Raw genomic sequence first — 18,253 nt, 5'->3', positions numbered from 1 at the left:
CGTTTAAATCAAATCATATGAATAATAGTGTCTAACCTTTAACTGAACCGACCATCATTCCTTTTACAAAATACTTTTGTAAGAATGGGTATACCATGATGATTGGTAATGTTGAAACAATCATAACACCGTATTTAATAACGGCTGCTAATTGTTGTTTTGAATACATTAATTGTGCCATTTCACCTGTCATCGTACCACCAATTGAGTTTGAAGACATGTCTTGTAAGACTAAGATTTCACGTAATACCATTTGTAATGGATACATTGCTTTGTCTGATAAGTAAATCAATGCGCTGAAGAAGCCGTTCCAGTGTCCAACTCCGTAGAATAACGCCATAACAGCGATAATCGGTGTTGATAATGGTAAAACAATCTTCATGAATAGTTTGAAATCTGAACAGCCGTCAATAATCGCTGCTTCTTCCATTTCACGAGGGATCGTTGATTGGAAGAACGTTCTTGTTACAACAATGTTATAAACCGAAGCCGCACCAGGTAAAACTAACGCCCAAACGGTATTTAACATACCTAAGTTTTTAATTAATAGGTAACTTGGAATTAATCCTCCGCTGACAAACATCGTTACTAATAAAAATGTCGTAAACGTACGGTGTCCGTAAAAATCTGGACGAGACAATGCATATGCCGCTGGTAATGTAACAAGTAAGTTAATACTTGTTCCTAGAGCTGTATAGTAGATTGTGTTTAAGTAACCACGCCAGATACTATTGTTCTCTAAAATCGTTTTGTAACCTTCTAAAGTAATCCCTTTAGGAAATAACCACATTTCGCCTGAGTTTACAAACTGAGGATCACTGATTGACGCACTGATAATATAGATTAAAGGATATAAGACAATCCCAACCGCTAAGATGATGAAGATATAGTTGAAGCCCATGAAAATTTTATCTGCTTTTGTGTCTTTGACTAATCGATTGTTCATAAGATACTATTCGCTCCCTTCTAGAATAGGCTTGAATCGCCAAGTTTTGCTGCAATTTTGTTAACTGAAATCATTAGAATCGCGTTAATTGCTGAGTTGAATAAACCAACTGCTGCCGCGTAACTGTATTGCGCTTCTAGTAAACCTTGTTGGTAAACGAAAGTTGCAATCACGTTTGAAGATTCCATGTTTAATGGGTTTTGCATTAATAAGATTTTTTCATAACCTAAGTTCATCACAGATCCAACGTTCATGATTAACAAAATAACCATTGTTGGACGAATCGTTGGTAAGTTGATGTGCCAAATGCGTTGAATACGTGTTGCGCCATCAACGATTGCCGCTTCATGTAACTGTGTGTCGACTCCCGCTAGTGCTGCTAAATAGATTACTGAGCCCCAACCGGTTCCTTGCCATACGCCAGATAGTACGTAGACTGTTTTAAACCAACGTGGGTCTTCCATAAAAGCAATCGGTTCCATTCCCAACAATTGAACAACGTGGTTGATAATACCCGTAGATGGATTTAAGAATGCTAAGATCATACCGACCATCACAACCGTTGAGATAAAGTTTGGTGCGTACGTAACCGTTTGCGAAAATTTCTTTAACGGACCGTCTTTAATCTCGTTCAAAGCTAATGCTAAAATGATTGGTAGTGGAAAACCTACTACTAAAGAATAAATACTAATACCTAACGTATTTTTTAATAAATCCCAGAAATAATAAGAATCAAAAAATCGTGTAAAATGTTTAAATCCTACCCATGGGCTACCCCATACACCTAATGTAGGGATGTAGTCTTTAAATGCGATTAAGATACCATACATTGGTATATAAGAGAAAATTAAAAAGATTAAGAATGTAGGTAAAATGAAAAGATATAATTGTTTACTAGCAATAATTCTCTTCTTCCTATTCTCACGCTTTTCTGCTGCGCTCATTTCTCTTGGTTTTTTACTGGTTAACTCCATTTTTTTTCCCCCTTCAAATCCGTTCTTACTGAACACGCTTTCAGCTTAACGATTTTCTAAATGGTTATCAATATGTGGTTTTTGACACGTAGAGAACCTTGGTATATCAACTACTTTTTTGATTTTTCTTTCCTTTCGCTCTTTTTATAAAAGGCCAATTGTCAAAGAAATATTTAAGAAAGCGTTCTATATCGATGTGTAAAAAGCGCTTTCCCTGTGTATCTCTCTTAAATAACAGGCAAATCCTCTCTTTTGTACTATACTAACGGTGAGAATTTAATAAGGAGCGATTCAGATGAAAAAAATAATGTTTTCTGGTGACTTAAGCATTGTTCAAAATGGACTGGCACACTTAGCAACAAAATTAGGGTTTGAAATTGCGTCGGATGGACAAGAAGTACAAATTTTACACACTGGTCAAGAATTAACTATCAAAAAAACACAAAGTGAAATGCGTATTTCTTTTTCAGAACCGGCTCACTTTTATCGTGGACTAGCATTACTGCTTAACCATTGGGAAGATACTGAATACCATTTACAAGAAAAACCAAATTTCAAACAAATTGGTCCAATGGTCGATACTTCTCGTAACGCCGTACCAACCGTTCAAAAAATCAAAGAAATTTTACAGTCATGTAGTATTATGGGGCTTAATCAATTAATGCTTTATATGGAAGATACTTATGAAATTCCTGAATACCCTTACTTTGGTTATTTACGTGGACGGTATACTTTTGCTGAATTAAAAGAAATCGATGATTATGGATTTGATTTGGGAATTGAAGTCATTCCTTCGATTCAAGTATTAGGTCATTTAAAAAATCCTTTAAAATGGAATTTTTCACGTGAGATGCGTGACACGGAAGATATTTTACTCGTGGATGAACCACAAACATATGCATTCTTAGATAAAGCGATTCAAGCCGCTTCTCGCCCATTCCGTACGAAGAAAATTCATATCGGTATGGATGAAGCACACACATTGGGACTCGGTCGCTATTTACAAAAAAATGGTTTTGATAACCGTTTTGATATTATGAATCGCCACTTAGCTAAAGTTCTAGAAATTACCGATGCATTGCAACTAGAAGTTGAAATGTGGAGCGACATGTATTTTCGTCTTGGTTCAAAAACAGGAGACTACTATGATCCTGATTTTGAGATCCCAACTGAAGTGGTTAAAAATATCCCGAACGTTAAAATGGTTTATTGGGACTATTACCATCACAAAGAATCTGAATATGAAAATTTACTAACGAGTCATAAGTTACTCGAAAAACCAATTGTCTTCGCTGGAGGTATCTGGACTTGGAATGGCTTTGCGCCAAACTACGGGAAATCAATTGTTTCCACGCACGCTGCGTTAGCCGCTTGTAAAAAACAAGGAATTGAATCAATCTACGCGACACTTTGGGGCGATGACGGCGCAGAAGCACCCTTTGATACTGCCTTACTTGGCTTGCAACTCTTTGCCGAACACCAATTCAACGTGAGTGTTTCCGATGAACTACTAGCGCAACGTTTTGAAGAAATTCAAGGCGAATCAATGGAAAGCTTCTTATTACTTGATCGTTTTGATCAAACACCAGGTGTTGCGCCTGAAAACCCAAATGCTTCGGCGATTAGTAAAATTATCTTGTATCAAGACTTACTGATTGGTCTGTATGACGAAACGATTGCACCATTTGAGTTGACCAAGCATTACGAGGCCTTAGCAAGTGATTTAGAAAATGCTGTCTACTCACAAAAAACGGCCACTCTGTTCGAACACTATACACGCTTTGCACAACTACTTGTCACGAAAACAGACTTAGGTCGTAAATTAAGAACAGCTTACGTAAACACTGATACCGCAGCAATGCGTGCTTTACTTGAGCCAATTAACAAACTAAAAGCTCAAGTCGAAGCACTACGCCTTGGACACCGTGATATTTGGTTTACGGCCAATAAAGCTTTTGGTTGGGAAGTGCTCGATATTCGTTATGGCGGAATCTTAAGTCGCATCGATACGACCGTTTGGCGCATTAACAATTGGCTTGAACACAATCAGCCAATCGAGGAACTAGCAGCAACGCTATTACCTTTTGACGGTCCTTACCCAATGCCTGAAGGAATTATTATCGGACGCAACCTCTATCATGGTATAATAAGTCCAAGCAAACTATCTGACGTTTAGACGTTACCATCTCAGGGGGAATCACAATGTATAAAAAAATGTTTATCGGTGTTGCAGGCATCCTGTTCCTAATTTTTGTTTTAAATTATTTTAATCAAGCAAACAAAATTAGTGACAATATCAATCAAGAAGCCGGCGAAGTCGAAGTAACCGGTAAAATAAATAATCAAGAAGAAGCATTAGCCGCTTTAGCAGTCTTAGAAAAAAATCTACAAGCTGCCAATGACGAAGACCTTGATTTATATGTCAGCACACTCGTTCCAAGTGCTCGCGAAGCAACAAAAAAAGAAATGGCCGCCTTTTTTGAGGAGTATGACGTTGAACATACGTTATTAGAATTCAAAGTAACGAAAGACGACGGCGAAAGAATTCAAGTCCTTGCCCGCCAAAAAACGATTAATAAGGGAAGCAATAAATATCGAAACCACATTACTGAAGCGAACCATACATTCGTTAAGATCGATGGCGAATGGTTCCTAGAAGAAACTTCAATGAGTGATACACAATTTATTTAAGAAAAAAAACAAGCATGAGTGAAAAACTCGTGCTTGTTTTTTGATTCTAGCAAATACAAAGTATGCCTTGCGACAATTTCTGTTCACTCGCACAATCGAAAGAACCGATTGGCGTGTGCCCTTCCAGTTGCTTAGCGCAGAGCGATTTTTATTGCACCTGATTTACCGTGATTCTTTTGGTGGTTGGCATACGTCGCATTTTCTTTGATGATTATCTTTAAATTTCTTGAATTTCTTCTCGAAGCGATTGCCACAAGCACATTCAAATAATAAATTTTGAGAGAATCCATGGTATTCTGTCGTTAATAACTTACTGTCTGAATTTTTTTCAACAAATTCACGAATACGTTCAATCGTCCAACGTTTATTCATATTATTTCTCCTCCCTTTAGATAAGTCTTTATCTTTTGTTCAAATTCCTCTAGAATAGAAGCAGTTCATTATAGCATGAGTTTCAGAAAAAATATATGCTTGTCAACTTGAAAGAAAGCAAGGCTTGATTTCAAGCCTCAATCATCCGATACATAATAACAGAAATGAGGTGTCTATCATGTCTTTTTGGAAGCAATCGTGGCAAGAAACATCGAAGCGGGGCAAGCGAATTATCATTATCAGTGCGCTCATTATTTTTTTATACATTACATTTATTCGTCCTCTTAGTAAGTTCATGTCCTTTGGAGAACCTGAAGGCTTCATTTTTGAAGACACAAAAAGTATGGGCTATCAAAAAATCGAACCCATACCTGGAGTTGAAATAACTGAAATGTTACTGGACGTCCCCTTCATACACCAATTGAAACATTCACCACTCGTTAACGGTTGCGAAGTAACCTCACTAGCGATGGTTTTAAATCACTATCATATCGAAGTAAACAAAAACACGCTTGCTGATGAACTAGAACATGTCCCTTTAACGTACGAATCTGGTTTAAAAGGGGATCCAAATCAAGGTTTTGTTGGTAGCATGACCGATGAAGTGATGGCGATGGGTGTCTTCGTGCCTCCCATTGAGCGATTGGCTCAAGAATATGTCCCTGATCATTTAAAAGTTATCGCAAGTACGCAGACTGATTTAAATACTTTATTGAAGCAAGTCGCGATTGGCAATCCGATTTGGGTCATCGCAACACTTGATTTTGAGACACCAACAGACGATGATTTCATTCCCTGGAAAACGCCCACAGGTGATTATTTAGTCACTCCCTTGATTCATTCAGGTGTTATCGTAGGCTTTGACGAACAAAATATCTATGTCAATGATCCCCTATACGCCAAAAACCGGGCAATTGATCGTGATCAATTTGAAGCGACTTTTAACAAGATGGGAAAACAATCCCTATACTTAACAGAAAAATAATCGCTTGTTCTTGCCTACATTATTTAAAATCACAAAAAACAAGCAGTGGTTCATGCAGCCACTGCTTGTTTTGTATATAATCCACTTTAAAATCTTGAAGGAGTTGTTAAAATGGGATAAAACAAGATTATTCGCCTAGACCAACTGTACGGATTTCGTAAGCGCCTAGTTTTTCTGGATAAGCTTCGTCCATTTTTTCTTCTAATAAGTTTAGAAGCTCTGGTTGAACGCTCTCTTTTTTGATTGTTAAATCGCGCTCAACATCAGCCATGTTAAATCCACGTAAGATTACATGATTATCTGATTTACGACGTTTTAACGCTGTTGGAACGAATTGCTCACCTTCTAATTCAATAAATTGACGGCTTGGCGCTAATGTTCCAGATTGAATCGCAACTTGTTTTGTTGTAAATGGTACTTGTGCTGTATAAGTGTTTTCGTATGTCGCATAACGTGTTGCTGGTTCTGCGTGTAATTCAACACTGTAGTTAAATGTGTATTCACCGATACATTGTGCTTCTGGTGTTGGGAAGTAACCCCAGTCACCTAACTCACCTACTGCACGTAATAACGTGACAGCAATCGTATCATTGTTTTCAACTTCGTACTCATTTAAGCCATAGTTACCAACTGTTACACCATAAGTGTCATCATGTAAGTTTGCAAATGCATGTTGGTGTTGTGGGTTCGTTGGGTTTTTCCAACTTGCACTCACACCGTTTGGACGTTTAACAACTTCATAAATACTATCTGCTTCGTGTGTTTCAACATTCACTAAACCTGTTGGGAATAACACACGTAGACGGTGGTCTTTCATTTGGTTATCTAAGCTTGTTTCAAAATCAATTTTCTTGCTGTTTGAACGAACGGTAACCGTTGTTGTAATTGCAAGTGGTGCTGTTTCTTTTGAGCGTTGTGCTTTACGTGATGGGAAGCCAACAACCATTTTTTGTTCTTTTTCTAATAATTCATCCGCTGATACCGGAATATCTAACACATGAACCAATTCGATTACTGCTTTTTCAGCTGTATTTGAAAGAACTTTGATTTCTGCTTTAACATCGCTCGATAAAATGGCTTTGTCGCCTTGTGGTTGGAAGAAGATGTACTCATTCGCAATATCTCCAACGTTTTCAAAGACAGCTAAGTTATCAACGCTTACGTTTGTTGCTTTATCTGTTACGGTTAATGAACCATTTTCAGCAATTTCAACTTTAATTAAGTCATTTTCAACAACTGTTCCAGCTTCATTAGCTAAAACATTTGTATCTGCAACTTCTGCTTTTCCAGCAACAACTGCATAGGTTTCCCAAGCGTAAGGTGCCATGTCTGTTACAGGCATTGTTACCGTTACAAAACGCTCCATATAAGGGATACGGAAAGCATCTTTTGGTAAATCATAGTCAAAACGAACGTCCTCTTCAGAAATAACTGCTGAAACAACATTGCCATCTTTATCAATTACATGGTAATCGCCTTTTGCTACTTCTTCTAATTCACGATAAATTTTCGCTGGCCAACCTTCATGGAATGTCTTACGTTGTAATTCGATATCAACAATTGCATCGCCTGATTTTACTAATCCATTCGTGTTAAACACAACAAACGGGAAGCTTCCTTCTGGGAAAACGGTTGTATCAAATTGTTCTGTTAATTGACGAACCGCTTCGTTTGCTACATAGATTCCAACTTCGTTAGCTTTTTCAAAACGAGGCATCATTTCACGGTGAACTTCATCAACTGAACAACCACAGATTGAGTCATGTGGGTGATTTTGCATTAATGTCTTCCAACCATAATCTAATTCATCATGTGGGTATTTACCTGTTACTTCATAAGCCATTGTTGCTAACGGCTCTGCAATATTTTCTAATTGGCGTTGAACACGTGTATTCCATTGTTTTAAGTAAACACGTGCAGAAGAAGTATTCGCTAATGTATACCAACCGTCTGTTTCTTGTGACGTTAACTCGCCTTCCACTGTTCCTAAGTCTTCTGGTAAATCGCTTTGAACAGCTTCTAAATAATCCGTGAAGTTTGAGTGAATAAACTCATACTCTGGATATAATTCGTTCGCTAATTTAATTGCTGCTGTTACGTCTTTTTGAACGGGTTGGTGGTCAACACCATTCATCATTAATAAGTGACCTGTTGAAGCAAATTGCTCAACGTCTGCTAATTTTTGATCCCAGAACTTCACTGCTGCTTCTTTTTCAGCTGGAATTTCATTTCCGTTACTGTACCAGTTTGCAAACAATAAACCAAAGATCTCAGATTGGTCTGGACCTTTCCACCACATCTCAGAGTATTGAGAAGAGTAGCTTTCTTGTTCTAAAACTTCGTTATCAAAGCCGATTGGTTTAACACCACGACCAAACGCCGCTGCTTCTAGTCCAGCTTTCTTCATCATTTGTGGTGCTTGTCCCATATTTCCGAAAGTATCTGGGAAGTAACCTAATTTAACTGGCGTACCCCATTTTTTACTGTCTTCCATTCCAATTAACATGTTACGTACGTTTGACTCTGAACTAATTAAGAAGTCATCTTGTAAAATGTAGAAAGGTCCAATGCGTAATTTACCGTCATCGATGGCTTTTTGAATCGCGTCACGTTTTTCTGGACGTACTTGCAAGTAGTCATCTAATAAAATCGTTTGACCATCTAAGTGGAAACTATTGAAATCTGGATCTGTTTCAAATAGTTCTAATAAATCATCCATTAATTCAACTAATAACATATGGTGTTGCTCGTATGGTAAGTACCACTCACGGTCCCAGTGACTATGAGAAATAATATAAACTTTTTTCTTCATTAAATATACGCTCCTATTTTTTACTTCTTATTTTTCAACACGGATATCAAAGTAGTCCATTACTAACTCACAGAACATCATGTTTGCCCATGAGAACCACTCGCGAGTGTAATTATCTGGATTATCAACGTCAAATCCTTCGTGCATTAAGTTCGTACCTGCATCTGTTGCTACTAATGTGTTTAAGATACGCTCTTTTTCAGATTTATCGTTTGTTGTCATCCCTTCCATTGCCATTGCGATTGGCCATACATAATTTTCTGGTGTATGAGAAGATCCGATTCCTTTCGCAAATTTACCTTCATAGAAGTATGGGTTTTCATTACTTAATAATGTTTTACGTGTGCGTAAGTAACGCTCATCGTCAACTGAACCGTAACCTAAGTAAGGAGCTGCGATTAAGTTAGGTACGTTTGAATCATCCATTAATGACGCATTGCCTAAACCGTCAACTTCATAAGCGTAAACATCTTCGCCCGCTTTGTTTGTTGTACGACCGTGTGCTTGAATGCCTGCTTCAATTTCTTCACGTAATGCTTTTGCTTCTGCTACGATTGCTGCATCGTCTAAGATTGTTGAGAAGATTTCTTCTACATAACCTAAAACAACGACTGCAAACATGTTTGATGGCACTAAGTAACCACCGCCAGCACAAGCGTCATCACTTGGACGGAAACCTGACCAAGTCATTCCTGTTGGAGCCACTTCTACACCACGACCATGGTTGATTAATGTATCTTCTGCTCTCCATGTATCACGTACAAAGTTGTATGGTGATTTACGGTGATCTTGTTCTGTTTTGAAAACGTGTAGGATTTTTTTGATTCCTTCAACGAAATCTTCGTTGAATTGATCCGTACGTCCAGTGTTCTTATATAGTAGGTAAGCTAATTGTGTTGGGTATGCTAATGAATCGATTTCATATTTACGTTCCCAAATCCAATCGTTCATTACTGTAAAGTCATCTTGGTGACCTGCGCCGTTTGCTTCTTCGTTAAAAGCGTTTGCGTATGGGTCAATATTAATATAGAAGAATTGTTTCTTAACTAGGCCACTAATCATTGCCGCTAAATCTTCGTCTTCTTTTGCAACTACTAGGTACGGACGAACTTGTGCCGTTGAGTCACGTAACCACATTGCAGGAATATCACCTGTTAATAGGAAGCTTGTTCCGTCTTCATGACGTTTAACTGTTGTTAATAATGTATTCGCGAACCCTGCACTGAAGTTTTTTGCCCAGTCTGCATGTTCTGTTCCACATAATTCTGTGATTTTATCCATAAAGTTTTGTACTGAAGTTGGTATTTCTTTGTATGCCATTTGATTCATCCTCCAATAAGTTGATATATCTTACTTCGTCATTATACTTCCTATTTTTATAAATGTCTACGTTTTCAAGCAAAATATTTTTATTTTCTTTTAATTTGATCTATGCTATTATCATTATATGATATATCAACAAAAGAAAGGAGATTGTATATGACCCAACCCCTTTACCAAAAAATTCTACTGGATTTAAAAGAAGAAATATTATCCGGCAAGTTACAAGCTGATCAACAGTTACCGACGGAAAAAGAATTATCTGATCGTTACCAAGTCAGTCGTATCACCTCAAAACGTGCTTTAAATGAATTAGAACAAGCCGATTTAATTTATCGCATACGTGGCAAAGGAAGTTTTGTAAAAAACAAGCAGGCCGAACAATCGGTGCTTCGTTCAACCAAAAACAAAAAAGTCTTATTCCTATTACCTTTTTTAAATGATTTATCGGTTGGAAACTTCACGGAAGGTGTCTTACCTACCTTACAAGAAGCCCAAATTGAAATTTCAATGGCTACTTTGGATGTTTTTACTCAAAAATCAACGGATGAACTAATTAGTGAATATGATGGCATCATCTACTATGCTGAAAAAACGGATCGCTTCTTAGATGTACTGGTTGAGCTTTCATTAAAAGATTTTCCTACTATTGTATTAGATAAAAAGTTATTTGAATTTAATTTTCCGACTATCTTATCTGATAACGTTGATGGTGGTTTGATTGCCACTCAACAACTGATTAATGAGGGACATCAACGCATTGCTTATTTATTTGGTAGTGTTGCTCATCCACAATCGGTTCGTAACCGTTATGTTGGTTACTTAAGAGCCTTGAAACTCTCTTCGTTACTTTTCCATACATCACCTGATGATGAGAAAGCCACACCGAATGATTTAATTGAATATATTACAGAACATCAAGTAACAGGGATTGTTTGCGAGAATGATCTCGTCGCAATTGAAGCGATGCGTGTATTAAAACTTCATAACTATCACGTCCCTGATGATATATCGATTATCGGCTTTGATGATATCCAAGCAGCTAGACTTGTTGATCCACCATTAACAACCATTGCTCAAGATTTTACTCGGATTGGAGCCCTCGCTGGAAAAACACTCATTTCCTGGCTCGAAACGGGTCAAATGCCACAAGACGTTAATGTTCCTGTGCGCTTAATAAAAAGACAATCCACAAAGGAGAGAATAAATTAATGATTACGAACACAATTGATACACGTCATGCAACGGCCAATCAATACAGTTTCTCAAGCGGAAACAGCTTACCTTACACTGGTGTACCCTTTGGTATGAACTTTTTCGGCGTTCAAACGAGCGACCAACGCGGTAGCTGGTGGTTCCATCCAAAAGATCGTACCTTCCAAGGTTACCGTCTAACGCACCAACCAAGTCCATGGATGGGTGATTTTAGCCGTGTGCTATTCACACCATTAAGTGGCGATGTACATCAAGCAAGCACATTCCACACACAAAGTTCTTACCGTCCAGACGAAAGTACGTTTAAACCAACCCACGTTAGCGTGACACAATTGCGTTATGATATTACTTCGACGTTAATTCCAAGTATGTATGGTGGTGTTTTAACAACGGATTACCGCGATGAAAATGCTGGGTTCATGTTATCTTTACCTGGTCGTTATGCGATTGAGCAAGTTGACGCGCATACATTACAAGGACATGTGATCAATTTCTCTGGTGCAGAAGATCCTGACTTCAGTTTTTATTTCACTTTGAAATTCGATGAAGCCATCACTTCTGAAGCAATCAATGAATCTGGCGAAGATGGCAACATCCTTGTTCGTTTCGGTAACATCAAACAACAAACTATGCGTTTTGGTACTTCTTTCATTAATTTAGAACAAGCAATCTTGAACTTATCAAGAGAAGAAAACCAAACTGCCGCTGAATATTTAGAAAAAAGCTTAACTGAATGGGAAGGCTACTTAAGCCGTATCGAAGTTGAGCACCAAGATAAAGCACATACTGAAACGTTTTATCATAACTTCTATCGCATGTTCCTATTCCCACAAACATTTTACGAGTTTGATGCGAATAATGAAAAAATCCATTACGATACGTACAGCAAAAAAGTTCGTCCTGGGGTGCTTTATACAAACAATGGTTTCTGGGATACGTACAAAACGGTTTACCCAATGTACTCATTAATCGCCAAAGAAAAATACGAAGACATGTTAGAAGGCTTCTTAAATAGCTTCAACGAAACTGGCTTCTTACCAAAATGGTTATCACCAGATGAGCGTGGGTTAATGCCAGGTACATTAATTGATGCCGTAATTGCAGATGCAGCAGTTAAAGGCATTCGTTCAGATTTAATGGAACAATTTTTAGCAGCAATGAAAAAAGCAGCAACTGTTCAAAGCGAGAACTCAAACTACGGTCGTCAAGGAACATTGGATTACTTGAAATATGGTTATGTACCAAGTACTTACCACGAATCAGTGAACCACACACTTGACTATGCATACAGTGATTTTTGTATTAGCCAAGTTGCCAAAACATTAGGCGATACAGAAACAGCTGAATATTATGCGACTCAATCATTAAACTACCGCAATATTTTCGATAAAGAAACAGGCTTCATGCGCGCGAAAGATTCAGATGGTGTCTTCCGTGAAAACTTCTTAGACATCCGTTGGGGTCGTGATTACGCTGAAGGAAGTGCTTGGCAAAGTAGTTATGCTGTCTACCAAGATTTCGCTGGCCTTGTCAAAGAACATGGTGGTGAGCAAGCATTTGAGAAGAAATTAATTGAATTAAATAACCAAGCACCTCGTTACAACGTTGATGGTTATGGTTTTGAAATTCATGAAATGAGTGAGATGGCAGCCCTTGAATTTGGTCAATTAGCGATTTCGAACCAACCAAGTTTCCACTACCCATTCTTATTTAGCTACATCGGTAAACCAGAAATGGCACAACCATTATTGAAACAACTAATGACACAAGCTTTCAATGCTTCACCTGAAGGTTACCCAGGAGATGAAGACAACGGAAGCATGGCTGGTTGGTATATCTTTAACAGCTTAGGTTTCTACCCAGTAACACCAGGTTCAGGTGAATATGTACTAGGAATGCCTTTAGTAAGTAAAGCAACCGTTCACTTATCAAGTGGTGAAAAATTAGAAATCACAGCAAGTCCAAACTACCCACAACAACAATTCTTACATGAAACAAAACGTAACGGCGAAGTACACAGTAAATTATTCTTTGATCACGCCGACTTAATGCAAGGTGGAACAATTAACTATCAATTAGGAACAGTTCCAACACCTCGTACAGTGACTGCGGAAGATTTACCGTTCTCACTTTCTAAATAATACAAAAACGCTCGCTTACTGACGATGATGTTGTCAGTAAGCGAGCATTTTTATATTTAATACTAATGTGCTTTAACTTCAAAAGTGAAGCATAGAAAAACAAAAAAGCTGTATCAGCAAGGCTAAAGACAGCAATAGCCTTTTCTGATACAGCTTTTCATTCAATTCGTATAAATAACTCGACTTAAAGAACTTTTATGGTCCCTTCACTTCTTTTGATTACTTCCTCATTCTAACTTATTTAAAATAACTCATAAACATGCTTGCGATATTAAAATAGATGAGGACACTCGTTAAATCACTCAACGTTGTGATAAAGGGGCCACTTGCCACAGCGGGATCAAAACCCAAGCGATCCATTAGCATCGGGATAAAGCTTCCTGCCAAATTCGCCACCGTAATAGCTGCCATCATTGCAGCACCAATCACTAAACCTAAAATCGGATTTCCCTTCCAAATTGCAACAATGACAAAAATAGTAATCCCAGTAACAGCACCTGTCACCAAGCCAGTTAAGATTTCAGAAAAAATAATTCGAATAAATGAACTTCCTTTGGCATCATTCATTGCCAACCGACGAACAGCTACCGCTAATGATTGTGTACCAGCATTTCCAGCAGTACCCGTAATTAATGAAATAAAGACCGCTAAAATACTCGCTTCGCTGACTAATACTTCATATTTCCCAATCAAAGTCGCCGTCGCCATCCCTAAAAACAATAAGGTGATTAACCAAGGTAAACGCTTGGTGGCAGCTTTAAGAGGGGCTTCACCGACTTCATCGACGTTAACCCCGGCTAAGCCAGAGTAATCACTTGTTGCCTCATCATCGATAACGTCAATAATATCATCGACCGTCACAATTCCTAATAAATGATCGTCGTAATCTGTTACAGGCAACGCTAAGAAATCATAATCTCGGAACGTTTGAGCCACGTCAAATTGATCGTCCCCTACGTGAACCGAGATGACACGCTCACTCATGATTTCGCTAATTAACGTATCGTCATCATTAATGATTAAATCCCTTAACGAAATAACACCTACTAATTGATTCTCTTGATTGACAACATAAATATAATAAATAGTCTCCGCAAAATCTGCAGCACTTTTTAAAACTTGCATCGCTGATCGAACTGTTTGATTTGCCACAATCGAAACATATTCTGTCGTCATAATCGAACCAGCTGTGTCATCTTCATAATGAAGTAATTCTTTGATTTCCGCTGCTTCTTCATTTGACATCAAACTTAAATATTTTGCTGTTTCTTGCTTTCCTAATAAATTCAAAAAATCGACGGCATTATCAGTATACATCGCAGCTAACATCGCAGCCGCATAACTAGGACGCATCTCTGATAAATAATCTTTCATTGTTTCTTTATCTTCTTCAATTAAGTCAAAAGCATCGGCGACTTCTTTGGGTGAAAGATAAGAATACAGATGGACACGCTCTTCTTGTGTCAATGATTGATAAAATTCTCCCTGTTCATACAAATGTAAATCTAAGAAACTATCTCGAAACTCTTGAATGCGATTTTCAGCTAAATATTTTTTTATTTGTGCAAAACCGAGTTCAATTCCTTGAGATTCATCCATCTTCTTCACCTCTTTCTTATATTTTTTGTTGAACGGCTTCCATATCGGCTGGAAGCTCTTGTTGAAAATGTAAAGCCTCCTGAGTAAAAGGATGTAAAAAGGCCAGATCAAAACAATGCAATGCTTGACGTTCAATCCCCAAATCAGTCCGTCCATCATACAAATCATCACCGACTAATGGATAACCATTGGCTGAAAAATGGACACGAATTTGATGGGTTCGACCAGTATGTAATTGAATATCGACCAATGCAATTTCTTGATTTTTTTTAGCTAACCAATACTCTGTTTGAGCGGATTGACCTGCAGTTGTCACTTGCCGTTTAATAATTGAACGTAAGTCACGACCAATTGGTTGTTCAAAAAGGGCATGCGATTTTAATTCAGACATCTCTCCTGTAATTAGTGCTTTATATTTCTTATGGAAAGTACGATTTCTTAATTGTTCGTCTAAGCGTGAATGGGCAAAACCGTGTTTGGCAAAAACCATTAAGCCAGACGTATCTCGATCGAGTCGGGTAACCACATGCACGACTTGATTCACATAACCTTGTCGTTTGTAGTACGCCTTGACTCGATTGGCCATCGTATGATTCGGGTGGTATTGCGCAGGAATCGATGAAACACCTGGAGGTTTATTAACAATCAATAAATGCTCATCTTCAAAAACGATATCAATTGGAGTATCATCGATTTTTAACGTTTCATGCTCACCCTCATCGGGAATAATAATTGTCACGACTTCTTCTTTTTGAAGCCAATATAACACATTTTGTTCTTGCTCATTGACTAATATTTTCCCACCGTGAAATTTTATTTTAGCTAATAATTTTTTTGAAACACCCTGCTCTTTCAAAAAAAACTTAATTTGTTGTTTTTCGTCTTTAGTAAATACATAATGAAACTTCATCTATTTCAAATCTCCAATAAAAGCTTCTCTCACTCGATGCCAAAAATCCATGTGGCGGTAAGAGGCAAAGCGTATTTTATCTGGTGCAACGCGGTAGTAAACGGAAGCAATGTCCGCCTGTTGCACACTAAATTGATCGACGGTTACAATGTGTTCTCCGCCTTGTGGTAAGCGAATCTCAAGCCAATCTTCTTTTGAAATTACTAGAGGTGAACCGACTGTTCGAAACACTCGATTATTCAATGAAGCAATTTCAGTTAATTGAATGGCCTCGATGCTAGGATGCAAGACCGCGCCACCAATGCTCTTATTATAAGCGGTAGATCCTGTTGGTGTGGCAATTGAAACCCCATCTCCACGAAAGCGTTCGAACAATTCTTCCTTAATGTAAACATCGGCTACCATCGTTCGATGCAAACTCTTAATAGTTGATTCATTTAGAGCAAAGAAATGCTTATCCGCTCGTCCATCACGATAACGGATGACAACATCTAATAGTGGATAGCTGACGTTTTCTTCTTGGTTATTGCAAAGCGTCTCAACCAATTCCTCTAACTCATAATCACGCCAATCAGTATAAAAACCTAGATGCCCCGTATGAACACCTAAAAAACGGACATGATCCAATCGATGGATATACAGGTGAAAAGCAGAAAGCAATGTCCCATCACCACCGATTGAAATGACGATATCTGGATTTTCTTGATCGATGACATTCCCAGAAGCAACGAGTAATTTTTTTAGTTTTTCTGCAGCTAACACCGATTGTTCTACTTGGTTATAAACTAATGCAACTTTTAAATTTTCCAATCTTTCAGTTCACCTCATTTTCGCTAGGCGACTGATAATTCGTATCATCGCTTGTGCCTTTTCCATGAGAAAACAAGCGTTGTGCCTCTTGTATCTCAACTCGGATGTTCGACATTTCTTCATCCAGTTGATAAGCGGCTTCGGCTGCTCGACGCAAACGTTCGCTAATCTCTACCGGGAAATCACCTTGATATTTATAGTTTAATGAATGTTCAATCGTTGCCCAAAAATTCATCGATAATGTTCGAATTTGAATTTCAGCTAAAATCATTTTTTCTCCTTCTAACACTTGAACCGGATACTCCACGACTAAATGATACGATCGATAACCACTCGCTTTTTTATTTTCAATATAATCACGTTCAATGACAATTTTCATATCTTTACGATTTCTTAGCAATTGGACTACATGGTAAATATCATCCACGAATTGACACATAATACGTAAGCCTGCAATATCAGACATTTCCTCATCTAATCGCTCGAGTGGGATCTTTCGTAATTTAGATTTCGCCAGAATGCTATCGATTGGTTTAACCCGTCCCGTCACAAATTCAATCGGTACGTGTTGATTGGTTTCACGGAATTGTTTCCGAATCCCTCTTAGCTTAACTTTTAACTCTGAAACCGTTTGTTCGTAAGGTGCTAAAAATAAATCCCAATTTCTCTCCATTGTTCATCCCTCTTGTCTTTCAACTCAGATTCTCTCCTATTTTATCATAGTTTCGCTAAAATCTTTAGCCTTCTGAAAAATCTCTTCTTTTCTTTTTATGATAAGATAAGATACAATACGATAACAATCACTAAAACGGAGGATAATAATGGCCCAAGAACTTGAAATTGAATTTAAGACACTCTTACATGCGAGTGATTACCAAAAAATTTATCAACACTACCAATTTGATAAGCAACCATATACCGATCAAACAAATATATATTTTGACACACCTGATCAACAGCTTCGCCAACAACGTTTTGGCTTACGAATTCGTCGCTTTAGAGATGATCAAGGGGAGCTCACTTTAAAATGCCCTACCAAAGGTCACGGTTTGCTTGAAATTACCGATACATTATCGAAAGAACAACTCGTAAACTTACTGCAAAATCAAACCATTTTAACGTCCGGTGCCGTAGCCGAAAAACTACTCGAATCAAGCATCGCGATTGAGCAATTGCAACCGATTGCTAGTTTACGTACTAAACGTTACGAACTTCAATTACCAATTGGCCTCCTCGCTCTAGATGAGAGTTGGTATGGTAAGATCCATGATTATGAACTGGAATTAGAAGTCACCGACGAAGTTCAAGGAAAAGCTGATTTTAAATCCTTGTTAGAAACTTTTCAAATCCCGTATACCCCAGGTGAAAATAAAATCATGCGTGCAATAAGTAATCAATAAGAGGTGTTTTATTTCTATTTTACGAAAAAATCTGTTACAGTGTGGTTGAATAACAGTAAGACGTTTCGCTCACTCTTG

At 37.9% G+C, this 18,253-nt stretch carries 15 protein-coding genes; 6 read left to right on the top strand and 9 right to left on the bottom strand.

Annotation, left to right across the window (positions count from 1 at the left end; genetic code table 11):
* Nucleotides 1–31 precede the first annotated feature (31 nt).
* The gene (locus tag IEV09_RS06225) at nt 32–946 is read right to left on the bottom strand and encodes a carbohydrate ABC transporter permease (RefSeq protein WP_188367413.1); all 915 of its coding nucleotides are present in this window, start codon (nt 944–946) and stop codon (nt 32–34) included.
* 20 nt (nt 947–966) lie between these two features.
* The gene (locus IEV09_RS06220) at nt 967–1,890 is read right to left on the bottom strand and encodes an ABC transporter permease (RefSeq protein WP_229731675.1); all 924 of its coding nucleotides are present in this window, start codon (nt 1,888–1,890) and stop codon (nt 967–969) included.
* A gap of 325 nt (nt 1,891–2,215) precedes the next feature.
* Between IEV09_RS06220 and IEV09_RS06215 the strand changes: the two genes are divergently transcribed.
* Nucleotides 2,216–4,096 carry a beta-N-acetylhexosaminidase gene (locus IEV09_RS06215; RefSeq protein WP_188367411.1) on the top strand — a complete coding sequence of 627 codons (1,881 nt, stop codon included), beginning with the start codon at nt 2,216–2,218 and terminating at the stop codon, nt 4,094–4,096.
* A 26-nt stretch (nt 4,097–4,122) separates the two neighbouring features.
* Nucleotides 4,123–4,611: a hypothetical protein gene (locus tag IEV09_RS06210; protein ID WP_188367410.1), complete on the top strand. Its 489-nt coding sequence runs from the start codon at nt 4,123–4,125 to the stop codon at nt 4,609–4,611.
* A gap of 162 nt (nt 4,612–4,773) precedes the next feature.
* Here the strand turns inward: IEV09_RS06210 and IEV09_RS06205 are convergent, their stop codons facing one another.
* The gene (locus IEV09_RS06205; RefSeq protein WP_188367409.1) at nt 4,774–4,983 is read right to left on the bottom strand and encodes a hypothetical protein; all 210 of its coding nucleotides are present in this window, start codon (nt 4,981–4,983) and stop codon (nt 4,774–4,776) included.
* 178 nt (nt 4,984–5,161) lie between these two features.
* On the opposite strand from IEV09_RS06205, the gene IEV09_RS06200 reads away from it, so the two are divergent.
* The gene (locus IEV09_RS06200; protein ID WP_188367408.1) at nt 5,162–5,968 is read left to right on the top strand and encodes a C39 family peptidase; all 807 of its coding nucleotides are present in this window, start codon (nt 5,162–5,164) and stop codon (nt 5,966–5,968) included.
* 127 nt (nt 5,969–6,095) lie between these two features.
* Here IEV09_RS06200 and IEV09_RS06195 read toward each other — a convergent pair whose 3' ends face one another.
* Nucleotides 6,096–8,780 carry an alpha-mannosidase gene (locus tag IEV09_RS06195; RefSeq protein ID WP_188367407.1) on the bottom strand — a complete coding sequence of 895 codons (2,685 nt, stop codon included), beginning with the start codon at nt 8,778–8,780 and terminating at the stop codon, nt 6,096–6,098.
* 27 nt (nt 8,781–8,807) lie between these two features.
* Nucleotides 8,808–10,100 carry a glycoside hydrolase family 125 protein gene (locus IEV09_RS06190; protein ID WP_188367406.1) on the bottom strand — a complete coding sequence of 431 codons (1,293 nt, stop codon included), beginning with the start codon at nt 10,098–10,100 and terminating at the stop codon, nt 8,808–8,810.
* A gap of 159 nt (nt 10,101–10,259) precedes the next feature.
* On the opposite strand from IEV09_RS06190, the gene IEV09_RS06185 reads away from it, so the two are divergent.
* A complete protein-coding gene (locus IEV09_RS06185; RefSeq protein ID WP_188367405.1) occupies nt 10,260–11,312 on the top strand; it encodes a GntR family transcriptional regulator in 1,053 nt (350 codons plus the stop codon).
* Complete coding sequence (locus IEV09_RS06180; RefSeq protein WP_188367404.1) at nt 11,312–13,456, top strand: GH92 family glycosyl hydrolase; 2,145 nt, start codon at nt 11,312–11,314, stop codon at nt 13,454–13,456. The genes IEV09_RS06185 and IEV09_RS06180 overlap by 1 nt, the downstream gene beginning before the upstream one ends.
* Nucleotides 13,457–13,693: 237 nt before the next feature.
* Here the strand turns inward: IEV09_RS06180 and mgtE are convergent, their stop codons facing one another.
* Genes mgtE through yjbM form a run of 4 tightly spaced genes read right to left on the bottom strand, consistent with a single transcriptional unit; the run spans nt 13,694 to nt 17,448 of the window.
* A complete protein-coding gene (gene mgtE, locus IEV09_RS06175) occupies nt 13,694–15,055 on the bottom strand; it encodes a magnesium transporter (RefSeq protein WP_188367403.1) in 1,362 nt (453 codons plus the stop codon).
* Nucleotides 15,056–15,071: 16 nt separating this feature from the next.
* Nucleotides 15,072–15,965, bottom strand: coding sequence for an RluA family pseudouridine synthase (locus IEV09_RS06170; RefSeq protein ID WP_188367402.1), 894 nt, complete (start codon nt 15,963–15,965; stop codon nt 15,072–15,074).
* Nucleotides 15,966–16,775: an NAD kinase gene (locus IEV09_RS06165; protein WP_188367401.1), complete on the bottom strand. Its 810-nt coding sequence runs from the start codon at nt 16,773–16,775 to the stop codon at nt 15,966–15,968.
* A gap of 4 nt (nt 16,776–16,779) precedes the next feature.
* Nucleotides 16,780–17,448 (bottom strand): GTP diphosphokinase, encoded by a 669-nt coding sequence (gene yjbM / locus IEV09_RS06160; protein WP_188367400.1) that lies wholly within the window; start codon nt 17,446–17,448, stop codon nt 16,780–16,782.
* A 148-nt stretch (nt 17,449–17,596) separates the two neighbouring features.
* On the opposite strand from yjbM, the gene IEV09_RS06155 reads away from it, so the two are divergent.
* Nucleotides 17,597–18,175 (top strand): CYTH domain-containing protein, encoded by a 579-nt coding sequence (locus IEV09_RS06155; protein WP_188367399.1) that lies wholly within the window; start codon nt 17,597–17,599, stop codon nt 18,173–18,175.
* Nucleotides 18,176–18,253: the final 78 nt, after the last annotated feature.

Source organism: Enterococcus alcedinis (genome assembly GCF_014635985.1).
Lineage (GTDB): Bacteria > Bacillota > Bacilli > Lactobacillales > Enterococcaceae > Enterococcus_I > Enterococcus_I alcedinis.
Note: the sequence above shows the minus strand (reverse complement) of the source record. Positions and strands in the feature narration are given on the sequence as shown.